Annotated in this window: 18 protein-coding genes; 1 reads left to right on the top strand and 17 read right to left on the bottom strand. The window is 34.2% G+C overall.

Annotated elements, in window-relative coordinates; translation table 11 throughout:
* Window positions 1-67 precede the first annotated feature (67 nt).
* From QTL86_RS21110 to QTL86_RS21090, 5 genes are all read right to left on the bottom strand, one after another.
* Window positions 68-1,819, bottom strand: coding sequence for an ATP-binding protein (locus tag QTL86_RS21110; RefSeq protein ID WP_127064642.1), 1,752 nt, complete (start codon window positions 1,817-1,819; stop codon window positions 68-70).
* Between the two features lie 3 nt (window positions 1,820-1,822).
* Window positions 1,823-2,512, bottom strand: coding sequence for a response regulator (locus tag QTL86_RS21105; RefSeq protein ID WP_127064643.1), 690 nt, complete (start codon window positions 2,510-2,512; stop codon window positions 1,823-1,825).
* A 32-nt stretch (window positions 2,513-2,544) separates the two neighbouring features.
* A complete protein-coding gene (locus QTL86_RS21100) occupies window positions 2,545-3,354 on the bottom strand; it encodes a LysM peptidoglycan-binding domain-containing protein (RefSeq protein WP_410495969.1) in 810 nt (269 codons plus the stop codon).
* Between the two features lie 105 nt (window positions 3,355-3,459).
* The gene (locus QTL86_RS21095) at window positions 3,460-5,457 is read right to left on the bottom strand and encodes an S-layer homology domain-containing protein (protein ID WP_127064645.1); all 1,998 of its coding nucleotides are present in this window, start codon (window positions 5,455-5,457) and stop codon (window positions 3,460-3,462) included.
* Window positions 5,458-5,643: 186 nt separating this feature from the next.
* Window positions 5,644-6,150, bottom strand: a complete 507-nt coding sequence (locus QTL86_RS21090) for an RNA polymerase sigma factor (RefSeq protein ID WP_127064646.1) — start codon at window positions 6,148-6,150, stop codon at window positions 5,644-5,646.
* A gap of 222 nt (window positions 6,151-6,372) precedes the next feature.
* On the opposite strand from QTL86_RS21090, the gene QTL86_RS21085 reads away from it, so the two are divergent.
* Window positions 6,373-6,849, top strand: a complete 477-nt coding sequence (locus QTL86_RS21085) for a hypothetical protein (RefSeq protein ID WP_127064647.1) — start codon at window positions 6,373-6,375, stop codon at window positions 6,847-6,849.
* On the opposite strand, the gene QTL86_RS21080 is transcribed toward QTL86_RS21085, so the two are convergent.
* The 12 genes from QTL86_RS21080 to QTL86_RS21025 form a co-directional block, all read right to left on the bottom strand.
* Window positions 6,846-7,115: a hypothetical protein gene (locus QTL86_RS21080; protein WP_127064648.1), complete on the bottom strand. Its 270-nt coding sequence runs from the start codon at window positions 7,113-7,115 to the stop codon at window positions 6,846-6,848. The genes QTL86_RS21085 and QTL86_RS21080 overlap by 4 nt on opposite strands.
* A gap of 507 nt (window positions 7,116-7,622) precedes the next feature.
* On the bottom strand, window positions 7,623-8,540 hold the full coding sequence (locus QTL86_RS21075) for a YegS/Rv2252/BmrU family lipid kinase (RefSeq protein ID WP_127064649.1): 918 nt from the start codon (window positions 8,538-8,540) through the stop codon (window positions 7,623-7,625).
* A gap of 127 nt (window positions 8,541-8,667) precedes the next feature.
* On the bottom strand, window positions 8,668-9,687 hold the full coding sequence (locus tag QTL86_RS21070) for an ABC transporter ATP-binding protein (protein WP_127064650.1): 1,020 nt from the start codon (window positions 9,685-9,687) through the stop codon (window positions 8,668-8,670).
* A complete protein-coding gene (locus tag QTL86_RS21065; protein WP_127064651.1) occupies window positions 9,687-10,661 on the bottom strand; it encodes an ABC transporter ATP-binding protein in 975 nt (324 codons plus the stop codon). The genes QTL86_RS21070 and QTL86_RS21065 overlap by 1 nt, the downstream gene beginning before the upstream one ends.
* A 16-nt stretch (window positions 10,662-10,677) precedes the next feature.
* Window positions 10,678-11,580: an ABC transporter permease gene (locus QTL86_RS21060; protein WP_127064652.1), complete on the bottom strand. Its 903-nt coding sequence runs from the start codon at window positions 11,578-11,580 to the stop codon at window positions 10,678-10,680.
* 15 nt (window positions 11,581-11,595) lie between these two features.
* Window positions 11,596-12,600 carry an ABC transporter permease gene (locus QTL86_RS21055; protein WP_013658740.1) on the bottom strand — a complete coding sequence of 335 codons (1,005 nt, stop codon included), beginning with the start codon at window positions 12,598-12,600 and terminating at the stop codon, window positions 11,596-11,598.
* A gap of 125 nt (window positions 12,601-12,725) precedes the next feature.
* Window positions 12,726-14,321 carry an ABC transporter substrate-binding protein gene (locus QTL86_RS21050; RefSeq protein ID WP_410495967.1) on the bottom strand — a complete coding sequence of 532 codons (1,596 nt, stop codon included), beginning with the start codon at window positions 14,319-14,321 and terminating at the stop codon, window positions 12,726-12,728.
* Between the two features lie 473 nt (window positions 14,322-14,794).
* Window positions 14,795-15,940: a glycosyltransferase gene (locus QTL86_RS21045; RefSeq protein WP_127064654.1), complete on the bottom strand. Its 1,146-nt coding sequence runs from the start codon at window positions 15,938-15,940 to the stop codon at window positions 14,795-14,797.
* Window positions 15,941-16,018: 78 nt separating this feature from the next.
* On the bottom strand, window positions 16,019-17,155 hold the full coding sequence (locus QTL86_RS21040; RefSeq protein ID WP_127064655.1) for a glycosyltransferase family 4 protein: 1,137 nt from the start codon (window positions 17,153-17,155) through the stop codon (window positions 16,019-16,021).
* Window positions 17,156-17,170: 15 nt separating this feature from the next.
* Complete coding sequence (locus QTL86_RS21035) at window positions 17,171-18,271, bottom strand: glycosyltransferase family 4 protein (RefSeq protein ID WP_127064656.1); 1,101 nt, start codon at window positions 18,269-18,271, stop codon at window positions 17,171-17,173.
* An 88-nt stretch (window positions 18,272-18,359) separates the two neighbouring features.
* Window positions 18,360-19,433, bottom strand: a complete 1,074-nt coding sequence (gene rfbB / locus QTL86_RS21030) for a dTDP-glucose 4,6-dehydratase (protein WP_127064657.1) — start codon at window positions 19,431-19,433, stop codon at window positions 18,360-18,362.
* A gap of 80 nt (window positions 19,434-19,513) precedes the next feature.
* Window positions 19,514-21,448 carry a glycosyltransferase family 4 protein gene (locus QTL86_RS21025; protein ID WP_127064658.1) on the bottom strand — a complete coding sequence of 645 codons (1,935 nt, stop codon included), beginning with the start codon at window positions 21,446-21,448 and terminating at the stop codon, window positions 19,514-19,516.
* Window position 21,449: the final 1 nt, after the last annotated feature.

The following is a 21,449-nucleotide window of genomic DNA, read 5'->3' as shown; positions in this document are numbered from 1 at the left end:
TCATTTATTAATCTACTTATATTATAATATAGATTTTCTGTTTTCAATATTACAATATGATTACATCTTATAACATTTTTTTAACAGCTTCTGGAAAGCTTAAAATCACCTTTGTCCCTTGTCCTAACTGGCTTTCAATCTTTATGTCACCGCCATGAAGAAGCATGAGTTCTTTGGCAATAGATAAACCAAGTCCAGTACCACCCATCTTTCTAGAACGTGCTTTATCTACCCTGTAAAAACGTTCAAAAATGCGCTCTAAATCTTCTTCTGGTATACCCATTCCTGTATCTGTGATTTCTACTATAACATATGCATTTTCCTTCTTCATGTAGACACCTAAGGTACCTGGCTCTGGGCTATATTTAATAGCATTAGATAAAATATTATGTAGAATTTGTCTTATACGAGAAAGATCACCCTCTATAAAATATTCTTCTTTTTTATCATAACCTACTTGCAGCTGGTGACCATGCTTAATAATATGTATATACTGTGCTTCTAACACCTCCTCTAAAAGAGGCTTTAAGTTAAGTCTAATAAATTCTAGCTGAATTTGCTTGTTATCAATACGAGAAAGCTCCAATAAATCTTGCACTAGGGCCGTCATACGATCTGCTTCCTTTTCCATAACACCAAGGAAATGCATAGCCGTCTCTTTTTCATCAATAGCGCCATCTAATAAGGTTTCTGTATAACTCTTTACGGTGGTAAGTGGTGTACGAAGTTCATGAGATACATTTGCTACGAATTCTTTACGCATTTGATCTAACTTTTGCTGTTTCGTAACATCTTGGATAACCACTACTAGGCCATCTGCTTCTTTTTTAGCATTTAGATAAACATCAAAATGCATTTTTAAATATCTATCACCTATAGTTAACGTTTGATCTGCGCCTTCATAAGGCTTACCTGCTAGTAGTTCTTCAAAGTTAACCTCAAGACCTATATTTTCAAAAACTTCTTCGAAATTAGGGGCCATACTGGTAGCACCTATCATTTCATAACATACAGAATTAACATGGATTAAAACCCCTTGCCTATTAAAGGCCATAACACCATCAGCCATATGTTCAAAGATTTTTTCTAGTTTATTCTTTTCACTAGTAATGACCTCCATAGTAGTACTTAATTGACTTGCCATGTAGTTAAAGCTCTGAGTCAATTCTCCAATTTCATCTGCTGCTTCTACAGGTATTCTATTAATAGAATTACCAGCAGCCAATTTCTTTGAGTTATTAGTAAGTGCTTTTATAGGTGAGGTAATCATATTAGAAAATACAATACCACAGAAACCCGTAATAAACATAGCTAGCACCAATCCTATGGTAATCGTTTTCATGATGCTAAAGATATTATTGTGTACATCTACTATATTGGCTTTAATATAAATAATACGTTCGATATCTCCCTGTTTATTCAAGATAACCCTTGCATGATCTGTATATTCACCGCCAGTAAAAACAGAAAAATGGCTAATTTCAGCTGTAGCCGACTTTTTGGTTCTTTTAGCCCTAACAACTACTTCCTCTTTTACACGTTCACCTATACTTAATTTACCACCTGTAGTACTTTCCACTCTTCCTTCTGAATCTAAGCAATAAATTTCATATTGATCATCTACCTGATTGCTCAAATCATCTAGATTCCAATTGCCTCTCTCTTCAATGTTTTCAGCCATGTTTTCGATGGTGCTTTGTACGCTTTCATAACTTCTTTCTTCTGTACTATACACAATGTATGTACCGCTTATGAGCATAATGATGATAATAGTGCACAAATAAATCAATACGATTTTAAGCTGTATGCTTGTTCTCATAACTTAGCCTCTAAAATAATAGCCTACACCTCTTTTGGTTAATACATAAGCTGCTTTGGAGGCATCGTCTTCTATTTTCTCTCTTAGTCTTCTAATGGTTACATCTACTGTTCTTACATCACCATAATACTCATAGCCCCAAACCTTTTCTAATAACTCTTCTCTAGAAAACACCTGTCCTTTGGCTTGCCATAGGAATTTTAAAAGCTCAAATTCTCTAAGAGTTAAATCAATAGCTTCATTATTTTTACTTACTTCATACTTTTTAAGATCCATACACAAATTATCTTCTACTAAGTTATCCTCGTTAGCTTCTGCTTTATTTCCCTCTGTCATTTTTCTTCTAAGTCTTGCTTTTACTCTTGCCATAACCTCTCTCATACCAAAAGGTTTTGTGACATAATCATCAGCACCCAATTCTAAAGCTAAAACTTTATCGATTTCATCTGCTTTTGCAGAAATAATGATAATAGGCACTTCTTTGGTTTGTCTAATTTCCTTACAAATTTCTAGGCCATCTTTCTTAGGCAGCATAATATCTAGTAGGACTAGGTCTAAATCCTTTGTTTTGATAAGATCTAGACCTTCTTCACCATCATAGGCTGTATATACCTCGTAGCCGTCCTTTTCTAGGTTATACTTAATAATGTCCGAAATAGCTTTTTCATCTTCAATAATACCAATACGCTGCATTGAATCTCCCCCTACTTGATCTCTTTTTATATTTAAGCTTCTTTATTTTCTTCGGCAGGTACTTCCTCTTTCACTATCTTTAATGGCAATAATGGCTCATTTATATTCACTTTAATAGCCTGCCCAATTCTTAATACAACTTTATCTGTGAATTCTGGATTGGCTGAAATAATACTATCAATGGTTGTATTGTACTTATTAGCAATTCCTGAAAGTGTATCACCACTTTGTACTTCATAGCTAATACTTTTAGGTGTTGTTACCGTACACTTTTGTACTAGTTTTTCCATAGAAATTAAATCAGCTTCTTTGGCAAATATATCTTTTAATTCAACCTTCTTGCCAAATTCTACTTTAACAGCTTTGTCTCCATAATACTTCTTTTTAAGCTCCGTCTTAAGTGTTTCAAGCTCTGCTTCTGAAGTTACTATACCTATAGGTTCATCTTCCACATAAATTTCTTTAAACCCTACTAAAATCTGCATATTACTTCTCATGCTGGATATTAAATAAGTAGGATCAATATAGTCTCTTTTTTTGGCGCGATATCTTCTTAATTCTAAGTCATCTTCAAATTTAACATCACTTTGATACTCTGTCCTAAGCTGTGCGATAACAGTTTCTTTCGCTGCTTCTATCACCTTAATATCCTTAATGGCACCTATGACTTCTCCATTAATACTAATCTCATAAGCATTTGGTCTAAATGCAAGCCATATACCCAAAATAGTTGCTATAACAATCGCAATCACCATAATTTTTCTATCCGGTTTTAAATTAAGGCTCCGTCTTCTCCTAGCATTATTAAGCTTAATTACTTTTTTTCCACTACTTCTTGCCACACTTTTACTCCTTTCATTTAAGTCCAGTTTAAAAAGCATACCTTCCTACCTTATCATAAAAGGGGACATTTTTCTTCATGTCCCCTCTCATTATTGCACCTTGCTCTATCCGATAATTAGAATTTTTTCTGGTGAAGAATCGTCTAAATATTTATAAGTAATTACAACTTCCATACCTATATCTAAAGTGTTACGATTTACTTCTTTGTTATTATTGATAATAGAAAGCGAATTAGGTACTTCTATACGTTTATAAATCTGAGTTTGTCCTGATATAGGGTCATAATCTACAAGCACATCAATGTAATCACTGCCTCTTGAAACATTCTTAATGATACCTTTATAGTTCACGGCACTTGTACTCTTAACTACATCAAGAGAAACCACTTCTTTACTTTCAAGTAAGAGTTCAATCTCTTGACCTAAATGAAGATCGCGTAAATTAATGTATTTACGTGAATTAATATCATAAATCTCTGTTTCTGTACCTAAGGTATAGGTTACAGTTTCCTTACCGGTGTTAACTACTACCCTGCCTGGTTGTGCCAGATGAATCTCTTTAATCATACCTGTTACATTGCTTTGCTCCCCTGTTGCTGTAACTGCACTAATGGTAGTTCCTGTTTTTGTTAAGCTAATTTGATCACCTATTCTTAGATCTTCTAGGTTTTTAATTTTATTATTACGTTTAATTGTTGCTTTTTCTGGTATAAATATAGTAGCTTCGCTAGTTCCTTGTTTAAGGGTTACATTATAGCCATCTAAAACAACTTGTTTAGCTGTGATTTCACCACTGCTTAAAGTACTTACAATGCTGCCTGTTCCTTTAGTAGCTTGTACTTTAGTAATCGTTGCATTTGCTACGCTAACAACAACCGTATCCCCTGCATTAAGGGCACTACTATCAGCTGTTACACCATTTAAAGTGATGGTGCAGTTGCTATCTAAAATATACGTTCTTGTTTGTCCATCTGAAAGACTTATACGGACAATACCATTACTAACCTTTTCTAACAATGTCCCTGTTACTGTACTTGCATTAACGGTGGTATCTGAACCACTATTAGAATTGCTATTTGAATTACTATTACCATTTCCTACTACTTTTATACTTGTAACATACTCTATATTATTAGTTAGTTCATAGGTTACTGTTATCTTTTGTTCTGCTGTAAGAGAAGATAAACTAATCTCATTACCTGCTTCATCTTTAGCTTTTAAAGTATTTTTTACAGTATAATAAATTGTTTTACTGTCTCCTTCTTTTTGTACTGCTATGTATTGTTCAGAGGTGTTCTTAGACATCATCTTTTTGAAGGTAACAGTTTCACCAGCTGTGGTATTAGTTTGACCACCATTAGTGCCACTATTAGAATTATTGTCTGTGCCCGCTTCTTTTATTTTTAAGGCATCACTTACCATCTTAGCACATAATGCTTTGGTAACTGGCGTATTAGGATTAGAATTACCCTTTGCATCAGGTGTAATCATACCTATACTCTTTAAATAAGCCATATAAGGTCTATTCGTAGCACTTATTAAGCTTTCATCCTTAAAAGCACCAGCGACATAATCAGCTTGAGCTGTTTTTTCTTTACCTAGTATACGTACGATGTATACTGCTAAGTCTTGTTTAGTCATGATGGCTTTAGTTTCTTTATTATTAGCTTTTGTAATAAATTTGTCTAAGTCAGTTTTGCTAATAAAACCTCTACCTAGTATGTACGCTACCTGTTGATCATAGAGCTTATCCCATGTACTATATTTAGTCGCATAGGACGCAAGTGTTGACTTTTGATTGTTATAATTATTGATGATTTGATTTTTAAAGGTTTCATCAATGTTTGTAGCAATCTCTACATTGACATAGCCTGTAGCCTTTGCCAAGATATCTGCTACCTCAAAGTATGTCATTTGGTTATTAGGGAAAAATTGTCCTTTACTATTATAAGTAACAATCCCCTTGTTTTCTAAATCTGTAATTGCTGTGTATGCCCAGTGATTTGCAGGCACATCAGTTGCTACTGCTGCAAAGGTACTAACTGTATATAAAGTGGCTAAGCCCAGTGCTAATAAACTCTTATTAAACTTTCTAAACTTCATTAATTCCCTACCTCCTCATATTGTTTAAAGTTTTACATAGTTTTCCTACTTTAGTTATATTCTATGCCAAAAATGCTTAAAAAACAATACAAACCTACATTACAAATAGAATACAAATACGTGAAAAGACCACTTCAAAAGTGACCCAGGCTCTTGAAGTGGTCTTATGATTTTACTCGTTTCTATTTAGCTTAATCGCTCTCTTAACTTTTTTAAAGCTGCTCCTTTCCTAAATTCAATCGTCTTATAATTAACGCCTAAAGCTTTCGCAATATCTATCAGCTTCTTACCTTCCAAATAATAAGCTTTAATGATGTATTGCTCCACCTCGCTTAGCTTCTTTAGCTCCCCTAGAGCCACTTCCCATAGAAGCTCCTTTTCTACTTCTTTTTCTACATCCACCCGCTCATCCACTGCTTCTAGCAGTATCTCATTTCCTTCTAAAAGTCTACGTTTACTTTTCTTATTCTGGTTGGACCGCCATCCATATAAAGTAATTTTATAATAGCTTTCAAAGGGAACCCCTAAACGCTCATCATATCTTTCTAACGCTTTTTGTAGTTGCATATAACATTCCTGCTTTAAATCGTCCTCGTCAAAACCATACAGCACCGTTTCTCTTACGAACTTTTTTACAAGGGGATTCATCTTTTCCCACCATACATAAGATAACCTACTTTGTTCCTCTGTCATTATTCACCTTTTCTGCTGCAGCTGTTTATTTGCGCAACACAAAGGTAACATGAACTTTATTCAAAACGAATTGAACAGTTTTCATTAGTTATGTAATAGTTTGAAAAACTCCCTATTTTTTCTACATTTCACTAATAGATACTTGAAAACCTCTCACTATAGTTATATAATTTATCATACACAAAGCGAACATATGTTCGATTACTAAGGAGATGATTTTCCATGTTCTATTCAGATATTGCAGCTCTTATTCCTTTTTATGATACCTATGGACAAAACTCTACTTGCATTCTATTTAAAGATGGTTCTAAAGAATATGCTTCTTGTTCCATCAAAACCTATATCTATCGTATGCTTTATACGCTTCACCTTGACCCTAAGGCTATTCGTCACTGGACTCACCAGGTTATAGGAAGTAAATTAAATACTCCTGTGGTGATTGATAATAATCTGATCTTTTTACCTGTTAAACTCCGAAAAGGTGTAGGTAAGCAGGATGGCTGCTTTGGCTATGTCAACAGTAGTTTCATAGTAGCCATAGAAGATAACCAACTCACTTTAATCAATAATCAAATACTAACCACCTTGTCCCCCAAATCCTACATTCTCAAAAAGCAAAATGCTGCCAAGCTCCTTGGCTATGCTTATGTAGATTACAAAAAACAATTTGAATTCATGTGGAAAGAAAAAGTAACTTAAGGACCTGCCCTCTGGTGGAATATCCGTTTGTGACCAATGAATTTTAAGGGCATATGTACTTTATTTTCTACAAGCTGATATCTCATTACTGGGTTATCAGCTAAGGTAGAGACCAATAGAGGTCTCTCCCTTCTTCCTCCTATATGAGTCATGGTCCTTTCCTCTGCTTTCTCCCCTGGTTGTAGTCCCCTAGCTATAACAGCTCCAAACATACCTATTACCGGTAGCAGAAAGAATACCATACTAAATAGCATTTCCATTAACATATCTTTTCCTCCATTTCTGTATCCCTCATTTATTTACAGTCAATTTCTCTGTTATGTACTGTTCTTTTACTTTTGGTTGTTTACTTGTATTTTTGTATTTTTTTACCATTTGCAAAGGTTGTACTATTGTTATACCCTATGACTTTTTAAAAATCAAGTTAATGTTTGAAACTTTTTTATATTTTTTCTTATTAAACAATCAGTTAAAGGCTTGATATTCAAATATTATTTACATTCTAGTCTTTGAAAACCACCTATTCTCATAGGTTAATTACCTTTTAGCAAACAAAAGGGATGAAGCAAACCAAGCGTTCTAGACCTTGGTTCACTTCATCCCTTTTTTATATGCTTATAACTTAGTCATTCATCACTTTAATACTCAAAATCTTTCTTTAAAATAGATCTTCTAACTTAATGACGAGCTCCGTTTAGCAGAAGAGGACATATAATGTACTTTCCCATTTAGTATTTATCTTTTATAATCGTTTAGATCAATGGCTAAACTCATTATGCCTCCTCTTCTTTTTTAGGCAAAAATATTCTTAGCTTATTAGAAATTACCTCTATCTTCATTGGGAAACTAGGCCCTTCCTCCCCATCCACATCTGTTACAAAATGCTTTTGTTCTTGATTATGACATTCAATGGTTACCTTGTCAGTAGTAATGTAATCTACCTTTGAATCCTTTAAATGCTCTCCTTGTAATACTTTAAGGAAGAGACCTGGTACATCAAAGAAACCAATGTCTTTGATGCAAACCATATTAAATACCCCATCTGTAATCTCAGCTTCCTGAGCCAACTTCAAAAGTCCTCCAGCTCCTTTGCCATTAAAAACAAGTACTAAAATATATTTGCCTTTTAGAATTTCTTTATCAGTCGTGATGGTCATATCCATAGCTTGATAGTTTTGTATTTCTTCAAAGCCCTTAACATAGTAAGCTAGCCTTCCAAACTTCTTTTTCATTTCCAAGTCTACCGTATGAGATACGCCACTAAAAAGTCCCATGTTACACACATTAATGAAATACTTTTCATTAGTCTTCCCTACATCTATATAAGAAAGTTCTCCTTCTTCTACTAAAGCCAAGCACTCCTTAATCCCCATAGGAATTCCTGCTGAGTTTGCAAAATCATTCGAAGTGCCTAGAGGCAAGATGAGAAGCGGAATATCTAGTCCTTTTTCTAGCATGCCTGTAATACAATCATTAACTGTACCATCGCCACCAGAAATAAGTATAAGCTGGGTATTATCTACTGTTATATTTTCTTTGATATAGCTTTTAATATCTCCTGGAGCCATACTTCTATATAAGCTTAGCTCATAATCAAACTGCTGCATTTTCTTAGCAATATAGTCTAGATGTGTAATAATAGCCCTATGACCTGCTTTGGGATTGTAAAGTAAAACTGCTTTTCGTTTCATCTTCTCCACCTCCTATATCCTATTTTCTTATATTGTACATTGTATGTTATTTTAATACAATTAAAACTAGCCATATAAAAAGTGTAGGCTATTTAGATTTTTTCTAAACATCCTACACTCTTATAATTTACACAGTTTTCTTTAACTTCTCAAGTTGCTCTTTATAAAGATGACAAGCTACTAAGTGACCTTCTCCTGTAGCATCCACTAAACTTGGACATTCTTTAGTACAAGCTTCTGTTTTCTCTAAATAGCAGCGTGTGTTAAAAAGACAACCTGGTGGTGGTGCTATAGGACTTGGTACATCCCCTTTTAAGATAATGCGTTCTTTGCTTTTCTTCAGCTTAGGGTCAATAACAGGGGTTGAAGAAAGTAATGCCTTTGTATAGGGATGAATAGGTGAATCATAAAGTTCATGTTTATCTGCTAACTCCTGGATTTTACCTAAGTACATAACGCCTACTCGGTCACTAATGTGTTTAACTACATTTAACCCATGGGCGATAAAGAGATAGGTGAGGCCAAACTCTTCCTTTAAGTCTGCAAGTAAATTAAGTACTTGAGCTTGGATAGATACGTCTAGCGCTGAAACTGGTTCATCACAAACAATAAGCTTAGGTTCTACTGCTAATGCTCTAGCGATGCCCACTCTTTGACGTTGTCCACCTGAAAATTCATGAGGGTAACGATTTCTTTGATGGCTTGCTAGTCCTACACAGTTAAGGAGGTAAAGAACTCGCTTTTCAATATCTTCTTTAGGCATTAATTTATTGATTCTAATAGGTTCTGCGATGATATCACCAATAGTCATTCTAGGATTAAGTGAAGCATAAGGGTCCTGGAATACCAACTGAATATCTTTACAATAAGCTCTTCTTTGTTTCGCATTTAATTTAGCAAGATCCACACCGTTGTATAGGATTTCTCCACTTGTTGGGGCATAAACATTAGCTAACATTTTACCAATGGTTGTTTTACCACAACCACTTTCACCTACTAACCCAAAGGCTTCTTGTTTATAAATTTTAAAGGAAATATCTTGAACTGCTTTAAGTACTTTAGTAGGTTTTCCAAAAAAGCTTTTTTCAATGACAAATTCTTTGGTTAAGTGATTAATCTCTAATAAAACTTCTTTTTCCTTCTCCATTATTTTGCCACCTCCTGCTCTTTGGTATATAAGTGACAGCGCACTTTACGTTCACCATCTACTATCATTTCTGGTTCTTTTGTTTTACAAATCTCCATGCATTTGCTGCAACGATCACTAAAGCTACAGCCACTTGGCATATTCATTGGATTAGGTACCATACCTTCTATCATGTAAAGTCTTTCTCTATCTTCATCTGCTCTAGGAATAGACGCTAGAAGTCCTTCTGTATAAGGATGAAGTGGCTTTTCAAAAAGGGCATCTACTTTAGCTTCTTCAACGACTTTACCACAGTACATAACGATAACTCTGTCAGCAGCTTCTGCTACAACGCCAAGGTCATGAGTGATAAGAAGCACTGCCATGCCTAATTTCTGACGAAGCTTATAGATAAGGTCTAGGATTTGTGCTTGAATAGTTACATCAAGCGCAGTAGTAGGTTCATCTGCTATAAGGAGCTCAGGATTACAAGCAAGCGCCATAGCTATCATGACACGTTGTCTCATACCTCCAGACATTTGGTGAGGGTAGTCTTTTACCCTTTGCTCTGGGGAAGGAATCCCTACTAGTTCAAGCATTTCTACAGCTCTTGCCAGGGCTGCTTTTTTATCAAGCTTCATATGTAAACGAATACTTTCTGTAAGCTGCTCACCAATGCGGAGAACAGGATTTAGCGAAGTCATAGGTTCTTGGAAAATCATTGAGATTTGATTACCTCTTATGGCTCTCATTTCTGCGGGCGACTTTTTAAGGAGATTTTCTCCTTTATAAAGAATCTCACCTTCTGCTATTTCTGCATTTTCAGCTAAAAGCTGCATAATAGATAGAGAGGTAACACTTTTTCCTGAACCACTTTCTCCTACGATTGCAAGTATCTCACCATCATTACAGTTAAAGCTAATATCGTTAACTGCTTTTACGGTGCCTCTTTTCATTTTGAATACAGTACTTAGGTTATTTACTTCTAATAACATATTTTCACCTCTCTCCTTAATGACGTGCCTTAGGGTCAAAGGCATCTCTTAGCCCGTCCCCTAATAGATTAAATGCAAGTACCGTAATAGTAATGGCAAGTCCAGGGAAAATAAGCATATAAGGTGCTTCAAAGATAAACACACGGGCACGTCCTAACATATCTCCCCATTCTGCATAAGGAGGTTGTACACCAAGTCCTAAGAAGCCAAGTGCTGCTGTATTTAAAACGGCACTAGAAATACCTAAAGTTGCACGAACAATAATAGGTGAAAGAACATTAGGAAGAATATGCCTAAAGATAATAGCACCATCTTTATTACCAATAACTTTCGCTGCTTGAACATATTCACTATCCTTGATAGACATAATGCTACCTCTGACGATACGTGCATATTCTGGTATAGATACGAGTCCGATAGCAATAACAGCTTTATCAATACCTCTACCTAAAGCAGCCATAAACGTAATGGCAAGGAGAATATCTGGAATGGACATCATAATATCCATAAATCTCATGATAATCGTATCGATTTTACCACCCTTATAACCTGCAATAGCTCCAAACAAGGTTCCTATAACAAGGGCAAAGCTTACGGCTGCCACCCCTACAGATAAAGAAACTCTTGTCCCATCAATAACACGAGAGAAAATGTCTCTTCCTTGTTCATCAGTACCAAACCAGTGGGCCGCGGAAGGTGTTAATTTATTAATGGACATGTCCCCATAATTCGGATCATAAGGCATAAGGAACTTACCAAAAACGGCTAGGAAGATTAAGAAGCCAATGATAACCATACCCACCACAGCTGCTTTATTTCTTGTAAGGGCATACCACATTTGTTTAAATTCTGATTCTGGCTTTTCTATTTTAACGTTAGCTATTTCATTATTTTGATTTGCAATTTGCTCTGCTGCCACTATTATTCCTCCTCTCTAAGAATATTTAATACGTGGATCTAGGAATGCATAGATAATATCAACGATTAAGTTCATCATAACAAAGATGAAGGCTACTAATAAAACGACACCTTGTACAATAGGGAAATCTGATTTCATAATCGCTTCTACGGTATATTTGCCTATACCTGGCCATGCAAATACTGTTTCAGTCAGCACAGCTCCACCCATTAAATACCCCAGTTGGATACCAATAACGGTTACTATAGGAATCATGGCATTTGAAAGGGCATGTTTACGAATAACTTTGCCTTCTGCAATACCCTTTGCTCTAGCTGTACGAATATAGTCTTGTGATAAAGTTTCTAGCATTGTGCTTCTTGTCATACGTGCAATAATCGCCATAGAATACATGGCAAGTGCTGCTGATGGTAAGACTAAATGCTTTAAGGAAGAAACGAAAGATTCCATATTACCTGCTATAAGGCTATCTATTAAATAAAGACCTGTTACGTTCTCCGGTCTTAATAGTGTTTCGATTCTACCTTGTGCTGGTAGCCAACCTAAAATTCCTGAGAAAAGAATAATAAGTAATATACCTAGCCAGAAGATCGGCATAGATACCCCCACCAAAGATAAAATCATACTTAGGTTATCAATGATGGAATTTTTCTTGACTGCTGATATAACTCCTAAGGTGATACCTAATAGTGAAGCAATAATGATGGCACATAAGGCAAGCTCAATAGTAGCTGGGAAACGTGAGAAAATCTCTTTAGCTACTGGCTTTTTAGTATAATAAGAGTTACCAAAATCCCCCTTAAAAATGCCTTTCATATAATCTATGTACTGAGTAACGATAGGCTCATTAAGTCCGTTGGCTTCACGCCATTCTTCCATTTTTTCTTCTGTGGCATGTTGCCCAAGTACGATACCAGCTGGATCTGGCGAGAATACACGCATCATCGCAAAGATGATGATGGACACGCCGAGAAGTACAGGAATTAATAGCAGGATGCGTTTAGCAATATACTTTAACATGTATTGACTCCTTTCAATATTAAATCTAGACCTACAATTTATATCATTTAGAAGTTGAGGATAGCATAAGTACCATTCATAAGGATAATGAATGGTACTTATGGATTTATTCTTAATTAAGAATTTTATTTGTTTTTGTACATTTCTCTGAAGAAAATGTTACCTGTTGGGTGGTAAGAATAGTTCTGTACTGCTGGTGAGTATGCAGATAAACTATTTGCATGGCTGATTGGAAGCCATACTGCAAGGCTTGCAATATATTTTTCTGCTTCTGTGTAGATAGCATTTCTTGCGTCACCTTTTTCTGTAGATGTCCCTTCTGCAATCATAGCATTTAATTTTTCATCATTTAATTTTGCTACGTTCATCGCTGGACTTTGGTCACATAAAAGGTTGAGGAAGTTATCTGGGTCACCATTATCACCAATCCAACCATAGAAACATACATCGTAGTCACCTGCTACAACTTTATCTTTGTATGTAGTCCAGTCATAATCTTCAATTGTTACTTCAACACCAACTTTGCTCCAGTAAGATTGGATAGATTCTGCTAATGCTTTATTTCTTGCATTATATGGCCTTGGATTATTGTAAACGATCATTTTAATAGGTTGATTGAAGCCTGCTGCTGCAAGTTCTGCTTTAGCTGCTTCTGGATCGTATTCTACTTGTTTAACGTCTGCACTATAACCTGGCATAAATGTTGGAAGAATAGTTGTAGCTAATTCTGCATAATCACCATAAAGTGCTGTAACAAGCTCTGGTACATTAACTGCTTTTGAAAGCGCTGTTCTAACAGCTACATTATCAAAAGGTGCTCTTGTTGTATTATAAGCCATGTAGTTAATGTTCATACCTGAAACATTGTAAAGTTCATTACCATCAGCTTTGATTTGATCAACACCTGTAGAGTCGATACCATCAATCATATCTACTTCACCACTCTTAAGAGCTACGATACGAGCTGAGTTATCTGGAATGAATTTGAATACAATATTTTTTGTTTTAGCTGGTTCTCTCCAGTATTCATCGTTTCTTGTTAAAATGATATCTTCTGAAGGATTCCATTCTACAAATTTGTATGGGCCAGTACCTACTGGTGACTCATTGAGGTTACCACCATTAGCTTCAAGAGCTGTAGGGCTTGCAATAGGAGCTGCAAGGCTCATTGCAAGGTTAGCAAGGAATGCTGTATTTTTCTTTGTTAAGTTAATTTGAACTGTGTACTCATCTACTACAACTACATCTTTAACATCTGCATATACGAAGCTTGCATATGGCATGTCTTCTTGACGTTGTGGTGGTAATTGTCTATCAATGTTTACTTTAACTGCATCTGCATTAAAGTCTGTACCATCGTGAAATTTAACACCTTGTCTTAATTTAAAAGTATAACTTAAACCATCTTCTGATACTTCCCAGCTTTCTGCAAGGCAAGGTTCAAGCTCTGTTGAATCCTTAGCATAAGCTAAAAGTCCTTCATATACGTTAACGATAACCTTTGATGATTCTCCATCATCAACAAATGCAGGATCAAGTCCACGTGGTTCTGCTCCTTGTGCAAAAACTAAAGTATCTGCAATATTAGCATCAGCAGCAGTTCCTGCTTCAGCCGAAGCTGCTGGCTTATCACCAGCTTGACTAGATGAATTTCCGCCGCAACCTACTAGCATAGTTACTGCAAGTAGTGGGGCTATTACTAAAGCCAATTTCTTTTTCATATTTAATCCTCTCCTTCTTAATATGTCTACTTTCTTGTTCAAGTGTATCCCCAACTTGAATATTATGTAAATCATTTGCATAGAAATACGTTCGTCATTAGCTTAAACAAACCATCTTTGAAACGCTTCTTGCAACAAAGATAAACTCAAACTTCATATAGTACTTTAAGTTGTTTATCTTTTTTAGTAATTATACATATTTTTGTTGTTAATTGCAATATATTTACATAAGTTTTTGTTTTACTTGATTTTATAATAAAATATATCACTTGATTTTTAAGTATTTATGTCATTCATTTTTTAGTAATATAATAACAAATTTAGCCTCTTGCATAATTAAGTAAATATATAACTGCTTTAGTAAGCTGAAAAGGTCCTCATCCAGTAATGGTTACATTACTGGATGAGGACCTTTTCATGGCATTCTTAATTATTTCATTTTTCCATTGATAGTAGTTTTAATGATAATCCCATCACCTTGCTATCTTCTCAAGCGCCTCATATTGTTGTTGATGTAATTTTCTTTTTGTTTGTTCTTCTATGCACTGCTCAATATAAAGTAATAGATTTTCTTTAAACTTACTTACAGCAAAAGCCTCACTATGTAATTTAATCTGCGCCGAATCATATCTTACACCTACAGCCTCAAATAGCTTAATAGCTGCTATCAAACTTTCACTTGTTTGTTCTCTGAATAAAATCCCCGTCTCACCATCCCTTACAGTATCCATTACTCCACCTCTACCATAGGCAATGACCGGTGTACCTGATGCTTGTGCTTCTACTGGTGTAATACCAAAATCCTCTTCACCAGGGAAAATAAACGCCTTACTCTCGGCATAATATCTGGCAATCTCTTCATCACTCAATCTACCAAGGAAGATAATATTCTCCTTAGCCATAGCCTTTAGCTTCTTCTCCTCAGGGCCCCCTCCAATAATAACCAAAGGCAGACCTAATTTATTAAAGGCTGCTATTGCTAAATCTATTCGTTTATAAGTCACCAATCTAGATACTATCAAATAATAATCTTGCTTTTTAGGTGCTATCTCATATAAGTGTGTATTTACAGGTGGAAAAATCACCTTCGATTCCCTACGATAATACTTACTAATGCGATCTTGTATGTAATGAGAAATGGCAATAAAATAATCTACCCTGTCTGCTGCTAATCTATCCCACATTCTAATCTTATGAATCACATGAGAAATAAACCATTTTTTAAGACCCCTCATCTCCTTGGTATACTCATAATAAAATTCCCAAACATATCTAATAGGCGTATAGCAATAACATATATTTAAAGCATCCGAGCGCGTAATGACACCTTTACAGCAAGATGAGGAGGATGTAAGAACCAAGTCATATTCTGTTAAATCCAATTCTTCAAAAGCCTTAGGCATGAAGGGCAGATAATGAGGATACTTTTTTTTAGCAAATGGAAGCTTCTGCACAAAAGTCGTCCGTATATCATAATTTTTAAATCTCTCTGGCATATTATCTTTATCGTATACTAAAGTATAGATAGGCGCCTCTGGAAAAAGCTCATGTAACACTTCAACTACCCTTTCAGACCCTCCATATACACTTAACCACTCATGTACAATTGCTACTTTCATTATCTTACTCCTCTATTAACTATTTCATCGTTTTATTTTCTCTAACAACAACCTGTATAAATCAATCATTAATCATTGTTAAAGTAATTCTTTATATACCCTATAAAGTTTTTCAGCAGATGTCTCCCAACTAAACTTTTGAGCTTGAGTATAACCTTTTTGAATTAGCTCTTGCTTTTTTGCTTCGTTTGTCGTTAGCTGATACATGCTTTCTGCTATTGCTATAGTATCCTTTGGATCTACCAATAACCCTGCCTCTCCTGCCACCTCTGGTAGTGATGATACATTGGTGGTAATTACCGGCGTACCTGCTGCCATTGCCTCGATAACAGGGATACCAAAACCTTCATAAATAGAGGGAAATACAAAGCACTGTGCCATTTGATAAAGTGCTGGTTTATCAATCTCATCAATATACCCTAAATCTACTACATCATCCTCTAAGCCTAGCTCCTGTATCTTCTTAAATATTCCTTCATAAAGCCAACCCTTCTTACCTGCTAACACTAATTTAATTTCAGCATTAGACTTGTCCCCTTCAATCTTAAACCTTTTAAAAGCTTCAATTAACGTTTCAATATTTTTTCTAGGTTCTAGGGTTCCTATATAGAGTATATATTGATCTGGAAGTTGATATTTTTCCCTTACACTTTGACTATTATTTCTCGCCTCATTAAAGTGTTTAAAGTCTACGCCACAATAAATCACTTCTATTTTACTTGGATCTACTCTTAAATGCTGTATCATGTCTTGTTTAGTGGCTTCCGAAATAGTAATAATCTTATCTGGCCTTTCTAAGCTGTACGCCAAATCCCTTTTAATACGTCTTAGATTACGCTTATCCATGGTCTCTGGATAAAACTCAAAGGTGAGGTCATAAATAGTATTCATCACTTTCCCCTGTATACGAGGTGGTACGATAAAGTTAAAGAAGTGGGTTAACTGTGCCTCTCTTTTAAAAAGTTGATTATACTTAATAGGTAGGTAGTGCCATATCCTACGATAAACCCCATAGGGAAATAGTTTACAGGTCTCTTTATTAAAGTCTATACCCATTAAGTCTTGCTTTAAATCATTTCTTTCTAAAAAGTTAAATACATCTCCTTGTAACTCTATTTGTTCATAAGCTTGTAGCCTTTTACTAAGTTCATAGGTATAAACACCTACCCCTGACCTATTCTTTAAACAAGGTTGTAATTCTATTGCAATCTTCATACCTTCGCTCCCTTTTTACTTCAATACACTTTGATATACCTCATAAGTTCTCCTAGCTGTTTTTTCCCAGGTAAATTGTTTAACTCTTACTTGCCCCTTTTCTCTTAGTTGATTTCTAAGATCCTGATGCTCTATTAAAGACCTCATTCCTCTTACAATCTCTTCTAAATCAGCAGGGCTACAAAACAAAGCACTATCACTGCAAGTTTCTTTGAAGATTTCAAGATTAGAAACTAGCACTGGACAACCTCTTATCATCGCTTCTAGAGGGGGTAAGCCAAAGCCTTCGTATAAAGAAAGGCTAACGTAAAACTCTGCCTCCTTATATAAAGCCTCTAGCTCTAATTCATCTACAAAACCTGTGAATACAACCTCTTCTTCTAAGCCTAAAACATTCACCTGATTAAATACCTCTTCGTACATCCAACCCTTTTTCCCCGCAATGACTAACTTATACTCTTTATGGATTTTCTTAATCTCATAAAAAGCTTTAATCAGTTGAACAATATTTTTATGAGGAGCTATAGTACCTACATACAATAGGTATCTATGTGTTATACCTAAATGGGTTAAAATATCTTTAGCTTTTCTGTCATCAACCATTACCTTAGGTGGCTCTATTCCGAGATGAATTACACTGATATCTGCCGCTACATTAGGATAATAAGAGTATAATTCTTTCTTAGTAAACTCAGAATCACAAATAAGATGACTGGCATTTCTTATAGTAGCCTGTAACAAGGTATACTTAGTCATATTCTGCATTCTTGTATACTTATCCCTCATGGTGTGCATGGCCATATCATGAATAGTAGCTACTTTATGCCCTTGATAAAACACTGGTGTCGCATAGTCAGGAAAATGTACCAAATCATAGGCTTTATATAAATGTTTACTCGTCCATTGTTCCTGTATAATACGCTTAGCACTAGATGGAAGTACTTTATCCACATGAATTATATTTTCTCCCTTATATTTATCCCCAAATTCTCCACGCATGAGGATATCTACTGGGTACTCGTCTTTTATAAAAGTATGTATTAGATTTTTTGTATAGTTAGAAATTCCAGCTCCATTTTTTTCATAATGGAGTCCATTGAGTAATATTTTATTCACTTTATAAACTCCCTTAAATAATAATATCTATAGTATAGCACAAAAAAAGAAGAGATTAACTCTTCTTTTTCATATCTAATCTTTATATTTATGCATCTGTCCTAACTATTTCGATACTATTATACATCGAATCATAATACTTTTCATAATCCCCTGATACTATGTGATTAATCCATTCTTTATTATTCAAGTACCACTGAATAGTTTCTTTAATTCCTTGCTCAAAAGTATAAGATGGGCTCCAACCTAGCTCACTCGTAATTTTGCTATTATCAATAGCATAACGTCTATCATGTCCTGGCCTATCTTGAACATACTCAATAAGTTCTTCTGATTTGCTCAATTCTTTGATAATTAATTTTACAATATCAATGTTAGCCTTTTCATTATTTCCACCTATATTATAAACTTCTCCTAAGACACCCTTATGTAAAACCGTATCAATTCCTGTACAATGATCTTTCACATGCAACCAATCACGAATTTGCATGCCGTCCCCATAGACAGGAAGACACTTATCATTTAGGCAATTGTTAATCATTAATGGAATAAGTTTTTCTGGAAACTGATAAGGACCATAGTTATTAGAGCATCTTGTAATATTAATTGGCATTCCAAATGTCTCATAATAAGCTCTAACAATTAAATCTGCACTAGTTTTAGATGCAGAATAGGGACTATTTGGCGCTAAAGGAGTGGTCTCCGTAAACATTCCTTCTTTACCAAGTGTTCCATAAACCTCATCTGTAGAGACTTGTAAGAACTTAACTCCTTCTTTAAATGCTCTACAATACTTATCATCAGGATTAACCTTCCAGTATCTCTTAGCTACATCCAGTAAAGCCTGTGTACCTAATATATTGGTAGTTAAAAATATTTCTGGATTTTCTATACTTCTATCTACATGAGATTCAGCAGCAAAATTTACGACAGCATCAATGTTATACTTTTTAAAGATTTCTTCTAACAACACTCTATCTCTTATATCTCCTTTAATAAAAGTATAACAAGAATGTTGTTCTACATCCGTTAGGTTCTCTAGATTACCAGCGTAGGTTAACGCATCCATGTTAATAATGTGATATTTATATGTATTAAGCATATGCTTTATAAAATTGGATCCAATAAAGCCTGCCCCTCCTGTTACGAGTATATTTTTCATATATGGTTATTCCTTTCATTCTACTTATAAAAACTAATATATTATTCTTGTACCAAAGATAACGTATGATTCATATCCTGCTAATTTTTAAAACAATATCTCTTTGCATAAGCAACCGTTTTAGATAAATTCAATAACTCCTCATATCTTACACTGGTATTATTGCCTAGAAAGTTTATTATTTTTTCTATTACATCATTCCCTACTATGTTAAACTCTTCATTAACTAAATTAACTAATCTTATACTTGAATCTTCAATTATACATGAACTATCGCTTATACCCTCCAAAATATTCACTATCGTTTTATGAATACTTTGTTGAAGTATTTCTTTTTTATTTAGATTATTATGCACAATTATTACATCTGAATATTCAGTCACAAAGTTTTTACCAAATAAATATGGCGGGATTTTATTATATGAACTACTTATATACTCTTTAAAAAATCTGTTTTTTAACTCATCTAATTCTAGTTCATCTTTTGCTTCTTTTATTATTTGCAAATATGGAATAGGTAGATATAAATCATGTGTATCGATGAAGCCTCTATAATAGTAAATATAAGGTAACATAAAAGCGCATTCTTTATGATTAGCTATTATATAAATAATCTTATCAAAATTTGCAGGGTAAAATTCACTACAATTTTTTATTCTTTTTTCATCTATATATTCTGTGCACCCTAAATTATCAGTAAATATTTGTATATTATTTTTTTTATTACTTTCTTTTATTATATAACTTACATACTCATCAAATAATACATTTTTAGTTGTCCCGGGTAAAAATATCGCAATTGAATCTCTAGTTAATTTAATTGTCTGTTTTTCCTCTGACTCTATTTTACAGAATACTTGTTTAGTCAGCTCAGCTGTTCTTTTCCAAGTATATTGGCTAGCTCTAGCAAAACCCAAATCTACATATTTTGCAAGATCATCAGAATTTAAAGCTTCTTCTAATTTTGATTCTATTACCGTTATGTCAAAAGGATCTACTAAAAATGCCGCTCCTTCAGCAATCTCTCCTAAACTCGAATTTTGCGATGTCAATACGGGTGTTCCACATTTCATTGCTTCAATAACAGGTAATCCAAAACCTTCATATTTTGAAGGAAATGCCATTATTTTAGCTCCATTATATAATAATATCAATTCTTCTTCTGTTACAAAATTAGTAAATATAACTCTATGACCTACATTCTTACTGATGGCTAAAGTTTGATGTGCTTCCATAATATGGGGGCTCATTTTACATACAATAACTAATTGAAACTTATTAATTAATTCTTTAGGTAATTTAGAGTAGGCAATAATTAGTCCATCAATATTTTTTCTAAAATCTTCTCCACCAGTACACATAATATACTCATCTTTAATTCCATATTGTGTGTATAATTTCATTTTATCATTTTCTAAAATTGGTATTTTTTTAAACTTATCACTTACACCCGTGGAAATGTTGCTAATTACACACTCTTCAATTTGCAAATACTCTATTAGATCCCTTTTTACACTCTCTGATATTGCAAATAAATAATCACTTTGCTCAATAAACTCTATACATTTTATAAACCATTTACGTACATTTTTATCCATTAAATATTCTTTTTGAAAAATATAAGGTATAATGTCATATACTGTAACAATAACTTTTGTTTCTTTAAACACCTTACTATCATATTCAAATAAAGGATTAAATGTATATGTAAGCCAGAATAAATCTATGTTATTTTCTCTAATAAAGTTGAAATAAATATTATTCATAACATCTTTATATGATTTATTATAATACAGTTCATTATTTTCACCAGTATAAAAATAAAAACTCTTTACATTATCACCATATTCTAATAGTTGTTTTAAATCTATGTCTTCAAATAAATTTAACAGGTAATAATTATTATGTACATCTTGTTGAAATAACTCTTTTAATTGATCAAATACATAATTTCCTATTCCTCTATTTCTTATTGGTGGAGCTAATAGCCCACCTAAATCAATAGCTATGTTCACT

Source organism: Cellulosilyticum sp. ST5 (assembly GCF_046529625.1).
In the GTDB taxonomy this organism is placed as follows: domain Bacteria; phylum Bacillota; class Clostridia; order Lachnospirales; family Cellulosilyticaceae; genus Cellulosilyticum; species Cellulosilyticum lentocellum.
The sequence above is the reverse complement of the archived record's forward strand: the minus strand, read 5'-3'. Positions and strand labels throughout refer to the sequence as shown.

Coding starts and splice junctions, on each gene's coding strand:
- QTL86_RS21110 (WP_127064642.1), bottom strand. CDS start 1,819: ATGAGAACAAGCATACAGCTTAAAATCGTATTGATTTATTTGTGCACT.
- QTL86_RS21050 (WP_410495967.1), bottom strand. CDS start 14,321: ATGAAAAAGAAATTGGCTTTAGTAATAGCCCCACTACTTGCAGTAACT.
- QTL86_RS21105 (WP_127064643.1), bottom strand. CDS start 2,512: ATGCAGCGTATTGGTATTATTGAAGATGAAAAAGCTATTTCGGACATT.
- QTL86_RS21085 (WP_127064647.1), top strand. CDS start 6,373: ATGTTCTATTCAGATATTGCAGCTCTTATTCCTTTTTATGATACCTAT.
- QTL86_RS21065 (WP_127064651.1), bottom strand. CDS start 10,661: ATGTTATTAGAAGTAAATAACCTAAGTACTGTATTCAAAATGAAAAGA.
- QTL86_RS21090 (WP_127064646.1), bottom strand. CDS start 6,150: ATGACAGAGGAACAAAGTAGGTTATCTTATGTATGGTGGGAAAAGATG.
- QTL86_RS21045 (WP_127064654.1), bottom strand. CDS start 15,940: ATGAAAGTAGCAATTGTACATGAGTGGTTAAGTGTATATGGAGGGTCT.
- QTL86_RS21070 (WP_127064650.1), bottom strand. CDS start 9,687: ATGGAGAAGGAAAAAGAAGTTTTATTAGAGATTAATCACTTAACCAAA.
- rfbB (WP_127064657.1), bottom strand. CDS start 19,433: ATGAAAAATATACTCGTAACAGGAGGGGCAGGCTTTATTGGATCCAAT.
- QTL86_RS21040 (WP_127064655.1), bottom strand. CDS start 17,155: ATGAAGATTGCAATAGAATTACAACCTTGTTTAAAGAATAGGTCAGGG.
- QTL86_RS21080 (WP_127064648.1), bottom strand. CDS start 7,115: ATGTTAATGGAAATGCTATTTAGTATGGTATTCTTTCTGCTACCGGTA.
- QTL86_RS21075 (WP_127064649.1), bottom strand. CDS start 8,540: ATGAAACGAAAAGCAGTTTTACTTTACAATCCCAAAGCAGGTCATAGG.
- QTL86_RS21055 (WP_013658740.1), bottom strand. CDS start 12,600: ATGTTAAAGTATATTGCTAAACGCATCCTGCTATTAATTCCTGTACTT.
- QTL86_RS21095 (WP_127064645.1), bottom strand. CDS start 5,457: ATGAAGTTTAGAAAGTTTAATAAGAGTTTATTAGCACTGGGCTTAGCC.